Source organism: Daejeonella oryzae DSM 19973, from assembly GCF_000422945.1.
GTDB lineage: Bacteria > Bacteroidota > Bacteroidia > Sphingobacteriales > Sphingobacteriaceae > Daejeonella > Daejeonella oryzae.
In genome coordinates this window covers 86,049-98,882 of sequence record NZ_AUHA01000007.1, presented here as the reverse complement: position 1 = coordinate 98,882, position 12,834 = coordinate 86,049, and the positions used below count along the sequence as shown (strand labels likewise).

The 12,834-nt window shown below is 40.2% G+C and carries 15 protein-coding genes; 13 read left to right on the top strand and 2 right to left on the bottom strand.

Features of this window, described 5'->3' with window-relative positions:
• The coding region (locus tag G521_RS0112580; RefSeq protein ID WP_026898851.1) for a KUP/HAK/KT family potassium transporter at positions 1-323 on the bottom strand (323 nt) is incomplete at its 3' end.
• Positions 324-700: 377 nt separating this feature from the next.
• Complete coding sequence (locus G521_RS17865; protein WP_051189737.1) at positions 701-1,429, bottom strand: glycine-rich domain-containing protein; 729 nt, start codon at positions 1,427-1,429, stop codon at positions 701-703.
• 911 nt (positions 1,430-2,340) lie between these two features.
• Between G521_RS17865 and G521_RS0112565 the strand changes: the two genes are divergently transcribed.
• From G521_RS0112565 to traM, 13 genes are all read left to right on the top strand, one after another.
• Complete coding sequence (locus G521_RS0112565; RefSeq protein WP_026898850.1) at positions 2,341-3,240, top strand: RteC domain-containing protein; 900 nt, start codon at positions 2,341-2,343, stop codon at positions 3,238-3,240.
• Positions 3,241-3,361: 121 nt separating this feature from the next.
• On the top strand, positions 3,362-3,874 hold the full coding sequence (locus G521_RS0112560) for a hypothetical protein (protein ID WP_026898849.1): 513 nt from the start codon (positions 3,362-3,364) through the stop codon (positions 3,872-3,874).
• 44 nt (positions 3,875-3,918) lie between these two features.
• Positions 3,919-4,266 (top strand): DUF4134 domain-containing protein, encoded by a 348-nt coding sequence (locus G521_RS0112555; RefSeq protein WP_026898848.1) that lies wholly within the window; start codon positions 3,919-3,921, stop codon positions 4,264-4,266.
• A gap of 13 nt (positions 4,267-4,279) precedes the next feature.
• Positions 4,280-4,600, top strand: coding sequence for a DUF4133 domain-containing protein (locus tag G521_RS0112550; RefSeq protein WP_026898847.1), 321 nt, complete (start codon positions 4,280-4,282; stop codon positions 4,598-4,600).
• Between the two features lies 1 nt (position 4,601).
• The gene (locus G521_RS0112545; protein ID WP_026898846.1) at positions 4,602-7,073 is read left to right on the top strand and encodes a TraG family conjugative transposon ATPase; all 2,472 of its coding nucleotides are present in this window, start codon (positions 4,602-4,604) and stop codon (positions 7,071-7,073) included.
• Positions 7,074-7,075: 2 nt separating this feature from the next.
• On the top strand, positions 7,076-7,450 hold the full coding sequence (locus G521_RS0112540; RefSeq protein WP_026898845.1) for a hypothetical protein: 375 nt from the start codon (positions 7,076-7,078) through the stop codon (positions 7,448-7,450).
• 33 nt (positions 7,451-7,483) lie between these two features.
• The gene (locus tag G521_RS0112535; protein ID WP_456072973.1) at positions 7,484-8,296 is read left to right on the top strand and encodes a conjugal transfer protein TraI; all 813 of its coding nucleotides are present in this window, start codon (positions 7,484-7,486) and stop codon (positions 8,294-8,296) included.
• Complete coding sequence (locus G521_RS0112530) at positions 8,283-8,981, top strand: hypothetical protein (protein WP_026898843.1); 699 nt, start codon at positions 8,283-8,285, stop codon at positions 8,979-8,981. The genes G521_RS0112535 and G521_RS0112530 overlap by 14 nt, the downstream gene beginning before the upstream one ends.
• Positions 8,968-9,618, top strand: coding sequence for a hypothetical protein (locus G521_RS0112525; protein ID WP_026898842.1), 651 nt, complete (start codon positions 8,968-8,970; stop codon positions 9,616-9,618). Before G521_RS0112530 ends, G521_RS0112525 begins: the two co-directional genes overlap by 14 nt.
• A gap of 56 nt (positions 9,619-9,674) precedes the next feature.
• The gene (gene traJ, locus G521_RS0112520) at positions 9,675-10,871 is read left to right on the top strand and encodes a conjugative transposon protein TraJ (RefSeq protein WP_026898841.1); all 1,197 of its coding nucleotides are present in this window, start codon (positions 9,675-9,677) and stop codon (positions 10,869-10,871) included.
• 35 nt (positions 10,872-10,906) lie between these two features.
• Positions 10,907-11,521, top strand: coding sequence for a conjugative transposon protein TraK (gene traK, locus G521_RS0112515; RefSeq protein ID WP_026898840.1), 615 nt, complete (start codon positions 10,907-10,909; stop codon positions 11,519-11,521).
• Positions 11,522-11,523: 2 nt separating this feature from the next.
• Positions 11,524-11,745: a hypothetical protein gene (locus G521_RS0112510; protein ID WP_026898839.1), complete on the top strand. Its 222-nt coding sequence runs from the start codon at positions 11,524-11,526 to the stop codon at positions 11,743-11,745.
• A gap of 12 nt (positions 11,746-11,757) precedes the next feature.
• Positions 11,758-12,828, top strand: a complete 1,071-nt coding sequence (gene traM, locus G521_RS0112505; protein WP_026898838.1) for a conjugative transposon protein TraM — start codon at positions 11,758-11,760, stop codon at positions 12,826-12,828.
• Positions 12,829-12,834 lie beyond the last annotated feature (6 nt).

Sequence of the window (12,834 nt, the reverse complement as noted above, 5' to 3'; positions counted from 1 at the left end):
GCCAACAATGCAGCCCCGCCAATCATTGCCGGCAAAACCAGCCACTTTCCCCTAAATCGTCTGATTAGGGCAAACAGAGAGAATATTCCTCCCTCTCCCTTATTATCTGCCTGAAGCGTAAGGATAACGTACTTTACAGTTGTTTGAAGAGTTAGTGTCCAAATTATCAATGACAGAGAACCGATAATTAGGTCTGGATTAATAGTTTTCCCCTTGGTTATTGCGTTAAGTACATATAAAGGGGAAGTACCGATATCTCCAAAAATAATTCCTAATGCAATTAACAGACCCGCTATTGAGACCTTTGAATGATTTGTAATCATAATATGCTGTATTTTAATTAAAATACAAGTCTCAAACAGACTGATATTAGAAAAAAATAACGAAATATAATAAGCCGCAAATCAACAAATTATTCATGAATAATTTAGAAATATACTGAATGTATCAACTGGCTAATCCTATTGTCCTCGTTTGCAAAGTGGATACTTTAAAATCCCCTATTGTCCTCGTTTGCAACGAGGATATTTGATCCCTGCGATTGTATCGCTCATTAGTAAAATAAATTGTTATTCTTCTGGGTCTGATAGATTTTTAAATTCCAAAAGCAAATATGACATTTTAAAAGCGGCCAATTGTTAGGCTAAGTAGTAGCTATTACATTTGATGTCCATATACTACAAGCTATTATTCTGGATATTTAATCACCTCCGCCTCCACAACTTGAACTACAGGAACTACCACTTTCCGAACTATCCCCAGAATTCCCATCAGAACTATCGCTACCAGAAACATCCCAGCTTCCACTACCTCCACCACCGCCGAATTCACCCCCTCCAAATTTAACATCGCTAATTTCGGCAGATGAAAACATGGTAATAAGAGAGTCTGTTCCAACATAATTATCAGAATAAACAGAATCATTATGTTTTTTCGTGGGCTTTTTTACATTATCTATTTTCCCTTTGAATTTTGTGACATCCCATATCTCTGGAGGTGGTTCAAACCCAAATTCTTTTTTATAAAGTTCTATTGTTTGGAAATATTGTGATTGAAATGCTTCAGTCTGACTACCAACAGATACTAATTCAGGATTATGGTCAAAATCATATTGAATTATTTCCTTGCAAAATTTTCTGTAACCTGAGCTGAATAATAAATGCTCATGCCATACTTGGTCAACGACTTTGGACGGAGTTACGCTAAAATCACTTATTACTCCCAGGTATACAAATTTTTTGTACTCGTATATGGCTTTCAAAGCGAAATGTTTTCCCCAGTTAAGTTTTCTGGAAAGTTTAGTAGCAAAGGCTTTTGTAAATGGGTTTTGCCCTCCAAATTTTACAGCAATTTCATCCCACAGCTGAGTTGGAACCAGGTTGTCAAAGTGGTAGTTGGCAATATTTAACCAAAGTTCTTTTTTATCCATATTTGTTTTTATTTATTGTTGGTTAGTTTTCTGCATCATTGTACCTTACTTCTAATATAAGCAAGCTTTTCCGAAGTAATAGCGATTGAACCGCTACATATGTGTAGGTGCTGGTAACGGTAGCCCTTTTGTCTTTCGTTCTCGCATCAATCCGGTGATGTATCGCCCTCAATAAACCTTAATTGCGTATATTTAATTAAGACAATGAATATCCCCTTTGCCTCCAGCCGGTGCTACCCCTCCACAAAACCCCAAAGGCACCAGCTTCCGTCAACGCACAAGCAATAGAAAGCCAATCTCCCTTAATCACATTTCCCCCTCATTGCCTTTCCCTTGCTTTATCCCACCACTTTGCCCACCGCACCAGGTAATAAGGCATTCCTCAATTCGTCCCCGCATAAGTCCCGCCAAAACTCATAGCCATTTTCTTTAGAAAAAATAGCTATTTCGCCCTGCGGGTAGTTTCCCTCCGCCAGGCTTCCCCTCCAGGAACCGATCACCCTGAGCCTGTCGAAGGGCAACTATTTCGTCATGCCTTCTGTCTTTGGTCCTCATTTCCATTCGCAGTTATCTTCTGCCTCAACCAGTCCGAGCACCAAAAAAACTTGCCAATACGAGCCGATTTTCTAGTCGCAGCTTTGTGTATTGCTCGTCGGGCTATGATTAGAAATACTTCTAGTGGAGAGTTATAAGTCGACAATTTCACCTTTTCTTAATAAATACAAAATTTTATTATAATCCTTTTTATTTAGTCAAATACGTCTATTAAGGTATTTACAACTGCTTATTTTAAACCCAATTTTGAATAAGAAATAGAATTAGCTTATGTATTTATTTTACAATAACTGCTCAGTGATTCTTAAATATTGGCTTTCCGAGCTGAGAAGAAATTCACTATAACCTAAAATATTATGGAAAATCATTTTGGTGATAAACTGTATCTACAGCTTACAGAGGAGTTGCAAACCATCGACAGAAATGAAGAAAATTCATTTAAACGAGTATCAGAAGCTATAAGCAAAGTACGTACTGCTATTAAGACATTGCAGGATTTTAATGAGAAGCATCCATTTAAAAGTATTCAGGAAGAAGTCCATTTCTATAAACACACAAAACCTAAATTTTATTCCTGGCTCATTTACTATGTAGACCTTTATCAGATTGACAATGCAAAACCAATTGGTACCATGGAAACTATTCAGGAATACTTTGAAGGAGAACTGAATTTTATCAACAGGTTTTTTCATCAAAATCAATTTCTGTATCAATATTATCGTAATGGCATGGCTGAATTGGATCAACTTTATTTCATGCCCACAAATCATGGTAAAACTGGACTGCCTCCTGAAATCCCTCCCGTATATCCGGCGTATCCCACGAATTGCGATTATTTATTCTCCAAATTCATCGCCTATGAAATGCTCAGCAAAGAGCTCTTGAAACGACTTAGTGCTTTCAATAGGCAAATAATGCTTTTACCTGATCAACCTGCCGAAGAAAAGCAAAAACTAACCTGGACCGGAGACAAGGTCAATATCGCTGAGCTAGCTTATGGTCTCTATTATACAGGACAAATTAATGGCGGAAGTTGCGATGTGGCTGATATCATTAAATGGTTGGAAGACAGCCTAAACCTTCAAATGGGCAGCGTACACCGTAAATTCATTGATATTCGAAGGCGTAAAACCATTAGTTACACCAAATTTTTGGATCAGATGCGGGAAGCTATCCATAAACGCGTGGAGGAAGATTTGGAATATAAACCGAACCGGGGGATCAAATTACAGAAACCTCCTTTCAGGCAGGAATAATCAGAATTGAAAAATCTATAACACCCTCCTATTAAGGTGTTAAATGAAAATTTGAAGTAGCCTAATCTTTGTTCCTGAAGTTTCTGCATCATGGAGTTGCAGGAAGAAAATTCGAGAAATTATGTTAGAACATTTCACCTGGCCGCAGTTTCTCATCGCAGCCCTTATCCTCAGCCTTCTTTGGTACATTGCCATTGTCCTGCTCTACTTCCGAAAAGATTTAAAGATCCTTTTATTGGGGAAAGAATTTAATCTACAGAATGAACCATTGCCACATGCCTGGCAAGATGAAGTTGATGAAATTCCTGCAGATAACCTGATGGGCAAACCTGCAAAACCTGAGGGGCTAGAAAACGTCACTATGAACGGGTTTGGTTTTAGTCCAAAAGATAACTCCTCTAAATTCCTGCAATTAGGTGTGGTGCCTGATGTACTGGAGGAACTAAAAACGATTTTCAATATCCTGCAAAAGGAAGACGGAAGCAAATCAGATTTTTTCTCACTGCTTGCTTTGACCAAAGCCAAACATGCCGGGATTGGTAGAAATCCAAATATTTCACATATCAATGATTTTGTACGTGAAAATGCCCCTTTCATGCTAACTAAAGAAGAGCTTGAAAATATGTGGGATTAAAAACACCTGGCAATCTTAAAACTCATTTCATAAAAAATAATCTCATGAAAAACCATTGTATCTATTTTAAAAAGCCATTTCCGTTTAAAATATGGGTGATTGTTATTACCCTATTAATTGGCAACATTTTTTTCATCAATCAAGTAACCTTCGCCCAGGATGCGAATGCCGGAATACAGGAAGCTACTAATCAGGTTGTAAGCTATTTTGATACAGGCACCGATTTAATGTACGCCATCGGTGCAGTGGTGGGAATCATTGGAGCTATCAAAGTTTTCAATAAATGGAACGCTGGAGAACCTGATACCAATAAGGTCGCTGCTGCCTGGTTTGGCAGTTGTGTTTTCTTAGTGGTGGTTGCCACTGTGTTAAAATCATTTTTCGGTATCTAAATTAAACAGGCTCATGGCAAGCATCTATCAAATCAATAAAGGAGTTAACAAACCAATCGAATTTAAAGGGCTCAAAGCACAATATATAGCCTGGTTAGCGGCTGGTCTTGTATTATTACTTATTGCTTTTGCGATCCTCTACATATCGGGATTAAATATCTCTATAATCCTCCCCCTGCTATTCGGAACTGGAACAGCCTTAATCATAATCCTTACCAAGTTGAGCCATAAATACGGCGAGCATGGCCTGATGAAATATTTCGCTAAACACCGGTTGCCCCATTATCTCAGATTCAAATCAAGGCGTTTGTTCACCCAACTTAAAAAAGGCTAAGATGATTGCAGCAGAAAAAATATGGCCAATATATAAGGTGGAACACAATGCCATTGTTTCTATGCAAGGTGATATCACGATTGCATTCGAGGCCAAACTACCGGAGATATTTACCTTATCCGACAGGGATTACGAAGCCTATCATCAGTCACTGATAAAAGCGATTAAACTCTTGCCCCTGCACAGTATTTTTCACAAGCAGGACTGGTTTATAGAAAGCAGTTACAAGGCTGATTTTGAAAAGACGGATATCAGTTTTCTTTCCAGATCAAGTGAGCGGTTTTTTAACGAACGCCCCTGCCTGAACCACCAAAACTTTATCTTTCTAACAACGAAACCACAGGGCAGGAAACTTTCCAGTTCTGTGTATTGCAATGTTTTACGTAAATCCATTGTCCCGCAACAAACCGTTAACCCACTTCTTTTTCAGGATTTTTTAGACAGCGCCGGGCAATTTGAGCGGATACTGAAGGACAACGGTTTCGTGCAGCTTCGAAGACTGACGGATGATGAGCTTGCCGGTACAGCCAATAAGCCAGGAATCATTGAGCAATACTGTTTTCTTCTAAGGCCGGATCAGCATTCAGTCATTCGGGATGTTCATCTAAAAAATGAAATAAGGATTGGAGATAAGCATGTACAGCTTTATACCCTATCGGATGCGGACAATCTGCCACAGCTATGTGGAAGCCGCATCAACTACGACAAGTATAGCACCGACCGTACCAAATTCAGTATCGGCTTTGCCAGCCCTCTGGGCCAACTGCTCAATTGCAACCACATTTACAATCAGTATATTTTTATTCAGGATGCACCGGTCATTCTTAAACGGCTTGAAGCCAAAAAACTAAGGTTGCAAGCCCTGTCTGCTTATTCCAGGGAAAACGCAATCAGCCGGGATGCCACCAATAATTTCCTGAATGAAGCGATAGCTCAGCAGCGCTTACCAATTAAAGCACATTTCAATGTCCTGGCCTGGTCAGATAATGGAGAAAGTGTCAAGGACCTTAAAAACAAGGTATCCTCAGCCATGGCACAAATGGATGCAGTTGCGAAGCAGGAATCGGACGGAGCAGCACAATTATGGTATGCAGGAATCCCGGGTAACCAGGCAGACTTTCCCATGAATGAAACCCTGGAAACGTTTGTAGAACAGGCAACCTGCTTTTTAAACCTGGAGACTAATTACCGGAGCAGCATCAGCCCGTTCGGTATTCGTTTAGGAGACCGCTTAAGCGGAAGACCCATCCATGTAGATATTTCTGACGAACCTATTAAGCAGGGTTATACCACAAATCGCAACAAGTTTATTTTGGGCCCCAGCGGATCTGGTAAAAGTTTCTTCACCAACCACATGGTACGAAGTTATTATGAACAGGGCACACACGTTATTTTAGTGGACGTGGGCCATTCTTATAAAGGGCTCTGCGATTTGGTAAACGGATATTATTTTACTTATTCGGAAACCGACCCGATCAAATTCAATCCTTTTCAACTAGCAGATGGCGATGTGCTCGATACCGAAAAGAAAGAAAGCATTAAAACGCTGTTACTTGCTTTATGGAAAAAAGATGATGAGACCTTCAGGCGCTCAGAATATGTCGCTTTATCCAATGCTCTGACCCTCTACTATCAGCATTTAGAAAAGTATCCGGACATCTCCCCCTGCTTCAATACGTTCTATGATTTCCTGAATGACGAATACCTCAATGTTCTTGAAAATGGTAAAGTCAAGGAGAAAGATTTTGATATTTCCAATTTCCTGTATGTTCTTAACCCCTATTACCGCGGTGGAGAGTTTGATTACCTTCTCAACGCAACCGAAAACCTCGACCTTTTAAACAAACGCTTTATTGTATTTGAACTGGACAATATCAAAGACCATCCGATCTTGTTCCCGGCCGTTACGCTGATTATTATGGAGGTGTTCATTTCCAAAATGCGCAAACTAAAAGGGATACGAAAAATGATCCTCATAGAAGAGTGCTGGAAAGCAATTGCCAAAGAAGGCATGGCGGAATACATCAGGTATTTGTTCAAAACGGTCCGAAAATTTTTTGGTGAAGCGGTCGTCGTTACGCAGGAAATAGAAGATATCATCAGTTCTCCCATTGTAAAGCAAGCTATCATCAATAACAGCGACTGCAAAATCTTGTTGGACCAAAGCAAGTATCAGAACAAGTTCGACAGTATCCAGGAACTTCTGGGTTTGACTGAAAAAGAAAAAGCGCAGGTCCTTTCCATGAATAAAGCAAACGATCCTAAAAGAAAATACAAAGAAGTGTTTATCAGCTTAGGCGGGCAATATAGTAAGGTGTACCGAACGGAAGTATCGCTAGAAGAATATTTGGCCTACACGACAGAGGAAAGCGAAAAGATGAAAGTGAAGGAATACACCCAAAAATACGGCAGTATCCACCAAGGCATCGCAATGCTGGCAGAGGAAATTAAAAATCAAAATCAAAATCCATAGCTATGAAAACAAGCATCCTTTTGATTCTGCTTGCGGCAACCTTGTTTACAGCCTGTAGTAGAGACAAATTACCTGATTATATACCCGGTATTTACGTGGACAGTGCTTCCAGTGAATACAGCGTTGCCTTTGACACATTGATCATTGAGCTTTCTGAGAAGGAAAGCAACAATTACCTCATTCATCGAAAAACCGGCTTTAGAAGGATCGACGATGGGAAGCCGGGCAAAGATCAATATGAAACTGATGAATGGGTAGCAGTTTTTGAACCCGAAACCGGGGTGTTAACCGAAATTTCAACAGGGAAAACCATCACTTTCTATCCCGAAACAAACCGGATGAGAGTTGTTAGGCGGGAATATCAGAAGGTAAAATAGAACATAGAAAAAAAAACTCATTAAAAAAATCTAATGGCTCACTTAAACAAAAGTGAAGCACATGGAACCACATTGCCCAAGAAAAACCTTTTTTGGATAAAGTACAAGTACCGATTTAATAATGACAACCAGGAATTAAAACCGATGAAAAAAATACTAAATGCTATGAAAAAATACATGGTCATCCTACCGATGAGTGCCATGACAATCTTTGTTTCGCTGCCCAAAGGTGCAAATGCACAGATCGCGGTTACAGAGGTGATTAAGGCCGGGGTAAAAAAGGTCATAAAGGCGATTGACCTTAAAATACAGCGTTTACAGAACCAAACTATCTGGCTGCAAAACGCACAAAAAGTTTTAGAAAACCAGCTATCCAAACTCAAGCTAACCGAGATCTCCGATTGGACAGAAAAACAAAGGGACCTTTACAGCCAGTATTACAATGAATTGTGGCAGGTAAAATCTGCAATCACCTATTATAAACGCTTGAAAGACCTAACTGAAAAACAAGTTGCTATAGTTGACGAATATAAATGGGCCTGGGGATTATTTAAAAAAGACAATCATTTTACTGCTGAAGAACTGATTTATATGGAAAAAGTTTATTCGGGACTTCTTGATGAAAGTATCAAAAACCTGGATCAGATCCTTCTGGTTACAAACAGCTTCAAAACCCAGATGAGCGATGGGAAACGGCTGGAAATCATCAATGCGGCCGCAGACAAAATGGACATTAATTTCAGCGATTTAAAGCAGTTCAATACGCAAAACATCAAATTGAGTATTCAGCGGGCAAAATCAGTGGATGAAGTAGCTAATTTAAAAGAATTGTATGGAATTGATTAAGGTTGGACAAAGGATAAAGGAACAAGGATTAAGGATACTAAAAAATCAATTTAAAGTTGCAGTACTACTTTTCATTTCATCCATATTCCTTTTTCCTTGCTCTGGCCAAAGCCAGACCTGGGATGAAATTTTTAAGCAAAAGGAAACACAGAAAAAATACCTCCTTGAACAGATTGTATCCTTAAAAATCTATGCAAGCTATATAAAAAAAGGCTATGACATTGCCGGAACGGGACTACAAACGATCAAAGATATTTCCAACGGGGAATTCAACCTTCATGGGTCTTTTTTCACCTCATTAAAAACAATCAATCCCGCTATACGAAATGATGTCCGTGTCGCTGAAATCATAATATTCCAGCTACAGATACGAAACGCATTTAAGGGCATAATTGAAAGCGAGGGTTTATCGGCTTCCCACAGGGATTATATTCAATCGGTCAGAAATAAGGTAATGGGCGAATGTGCCGGTGATCTGGAAGAACTGCTGTTGATTGTCACTTCCGGCAGGGTAGAAATGAATGATGATGGGCGCTTGGAACGCCTTGATAAGATATATGAAAGCATGAGAAATAAATCCGCCTTTACCCAAGGTTTTTCCAAAATGGTTGACCTTTTAATCCGACAAAAGGATAAAGAAATACGATCTGTAAATCAAATGAAACACAGTTATGGAATTGATTAAAGGAAAAAAGTGGTTTGTCAGTTTGATATTACTGCTTGTGATATCGACTACTTCCGTTATAACAAAAGCGCAATCAACTGAAGTGCAGCAATTGCTTTTAAACGTGGAGAAATTAAGCCAGTTAAAAAATATCCTGACCGATATGAAAAAAGGCTATGTGATCGTCAATAATGGATACAATGCCGTAAAGGATATATCGGAAGGCAATTTCTCTCTGCATGAGGTTTTTCTGGAAGGCTTGACATTGGTCAGTCCCGAAATAAAAAAGTATCACCGTGTTGGAAATATTATCAGCAATCAAAAGGATATTGTGAAGGAGTACAAATCTGCGTTTAACCGTTTTAAACGCTCAGGGAATTTCAATCCACAAGAGATCGGATACCTGAGCAAGGTATATAAACAACTGTTTAACCAAAGCTTAAACAATCTGGACGAACTGGCCACGGTTATCACATCCTCAAAATTACGGATGAGCGACGATGAACGTCTTCAAGCCATCGACCGCATTTTTGCCGAGTCCCAGGACAAACTTCAATTTTTGCGGGATTTTAACAAACAGGCCGGCATTCTCATTCTGCAAAGAACCAAAGAGGAGGTCGATTTAAAGGTTACAAAGGAATACTACGACTTAAACTGATATTATAAAAAATCCCCTAAGGGATCTTCATCACCTTAAATAAAGAAGCCATTACGATGAAAACTAAAATATTAGCCGCTGGATTTCTGACGGCATCAGCCACACTTTTGCCTGAAAATTCCCTTGCCCAGGACATGGCGCAAACCATATCCGGCATGCAACCTGTACTTGACAAAGTATATAATGAAATGCTTCCGTTGTGCAGCCGTCTGATCGGGGTAGCCAGGGGGATTGCCGGCTTCGGGGCATTGTGGTATATCGCCAGCCGGGTTTGGCGACAGATTGCCGCTGCAGAACCCATTGACTTCTATCCTCTGCTCCGCCCCTTCGCTCTAGGAATGGCAATTATTATGTTTCCTGCCGTGATCTCAATAATGAACGGGGTATTACAACCTACTGTGAGGGCGACTGGGGATATGGTCGGTACCTCAAACAAAGCTATCGCCGCGTTGCTCAAGCAAAAAGAAAAGGCCATTAAAGACAGCAAATTTTATGATATGTATGTCGGCGAAACCGGGAGCGGCGACAGCGACAAATGGTATAAATACACCCATCCGAATGATCCTGACCGTGAGAATGAAAGCGTTATGGACGGTATCGGAAACGACATCAAGTTCTGGATGGACAAGCAGAACTATAATTTCCGGAACAGTATCAAAGCTTGGATGAGTCAGGTGATGGAAATCCTCTACGCAGCAGCTGCTTTGTGCATCAACACGATAAGGACTTTCTTCCTGATCGTATTGGCAATTTTAGGCCCGCTGGTTTTTGGCTTTGCTGTTTTCGATGGGTTCCAGCATACCCTTACTGTTTGGCTTGCCCGTTACATCAACATCTTTTTATGGCTGCCCATCTCAAACATATTCGGGAGTATTTTGGGCAAAATACAGGAAAACATGCTCAAACTGGATATTGACCAGATCAGTCAACAGGGGGACACCTTCTTCAGCAGCACGGACACGGCTTATCTGATTTTCCTGGTGATCGGCATTATGGGCTATTTTTCTGTTCCCAATGTAGCAAACTACGTGGTACATGCGGGAGGTGGGAATACCATACTTCAGCGTGTTAACACCATCGTTAGCAACACTTCACAATCTGCGACAACAGGTGCCGGAATGGCTGTTGACGTAATGGGCGATGGTGCAAGAAAAGTCTATCAGGGTTTTGCCGGTTCTGGAAATTCCGATTACTTCCCGGATAAAGCCACTCCAGGGTCAGGCCATCAGCACGACCGGCTTTCTGGTAAATAATATTAAAGGTCAGTCAATAATCTAAAAAATTCAACATGTTTACTCAATTAAAGAACATTGATTCTGCTTTTAAGCATATCAAAACCTTTAGCATCTTTCTGATCTTGGCTTGCACTCTGGTCTCTGGATTTGCCATTTACAAGAGTTTTGAAATGGTCGGTTCTATGCAGGAAAAGATCTACATCCTGGCCAATGGCAAAGCACTGGAAGCCTTTTCAGCAGAACGGAAAGACAATATTACGGTGGAAGCCAAAGACCATATCAAAATGTTTCATCACTGGTTTTTTACTATGGACCCGGATGATAAAGTTATACAGGCAAACATCTCCAAAGCCATGGACCTGGCCGATGAAAGTGCCAAGAAACAATATGATAATCTAAAGGAAAAGGGCTTCTATAATAACCTGATTTCTGCTAATATCTCCCAGGAGATTAGCATTGATAGTATTGAACTGGATATTAACCAGTACCCTTTTGTATTCCATTGTTACGCCACACAAAAGCTTATCCGTTCCACTTCAACAGTGACCAGAAAGCTGATCTCTCAAGGTTATTTGCGTAACGTTTCCCGGTCAGATAATAACCCACATGGTTTCCTGATACAGCAATGGGAGATTTTGGATAACAGGAATGAGCTTTTAAAACCATAGCCATGAAAATTTTTAAAAGAATCAAGGCACCTGTTGTAAATGATAAGATTGCCCGGCAGGTAGCCAGTCACATAATAAAAATTCAGTGCCGTTTAGCGGATTGCATGAACAAAAGGGTTAAAAAGGTACCGGGAAGAATTTTGCTTTTAGCCCTGCTCCTGTTCACTGTGACCTTCGGCGGCTATTGCCTATATCTGATTTTAAACCCATTTATAAATCATTAAAAAATCATAAATATGGAAACAAAATTTAAAGACAAACGCAAGGTTCTGTTGGTATTGCCGCTATTAATCCTTCCTTTTCTGGCTCTCGCATTTTATGCCATGGGCGGAGATCGAAGCGATGCATCCCCAATGCAGGGCCAGAACCAAAAAGGCATCAATACCAACCTGCCGGATGCAGCCTTTAAAACGGCTAAACCGCAGGATAAGTTAGCTTACTACCAGCAGGCTGAAAGGGATTCTGCAAAGCATAGTGGAAACGAAATAAAAACGGTGGCAGACCGCCTGGGCTTTTCATCTACGGTACAAAGTACGCAAACAGAACTGATTGATCAGAGACTGGAAGACCTGAACAGAGAAATTAATCGTCCTGAAGAAGTTGAAGTCCCGAGACAATTTACGTCAAACCGCAACTCCGGTCAATCAATTAAAATAAAAGATGATGTTGATCGGTTAGAAGCATTGATGCGCAATATGCAGCAAAGCCCTGCCGAAGATCCGGAGATAACGCAGCTGAACGAGATGCTTGAAAAGATACTGGATATCCAGCATCCTCAGCGGCTCGAAGAAAAATACAATAAAGACATTACCCAATCAAAAGATAATTGGTTTAAAGCCATTCCTGCAATAATTGAAGAAAATCAAAAAGTAACCCAGGGATCGGTAATTAAGCTCCGCGTGATGGATTCGGTTTTGCTCAATGGAACAACAATTCCAAAAGATCATTTAATCTTCGGCATTTCTGAAATTACTAATCAAAGGCTCATCCTCGATATTAAAAATATACGTATCGGTAATTCCATTGTACCAGTTGATCTATCGGTATTCGATATGGATGGGATGAAAGGAATTAACGTACCGGAAGCCTACATGAAAAACGCAGGAAATAAAACCGCCAATCAAGTCATAAAAAGCTTACAACTACCCGGTTATGATTCGTCAGTTGCAGGCCAGGTTGCTGATGCCGGGATTAATGCGGCAAAAGGACTATTGAGTGGAAAAACGCAACGCGTTAAAGCCAGACTAAAGGCAGGTTATATTGTCCTTTTAAGGAACAATAAACTTGTTACAAATCAGCATCATTAAGGAGTC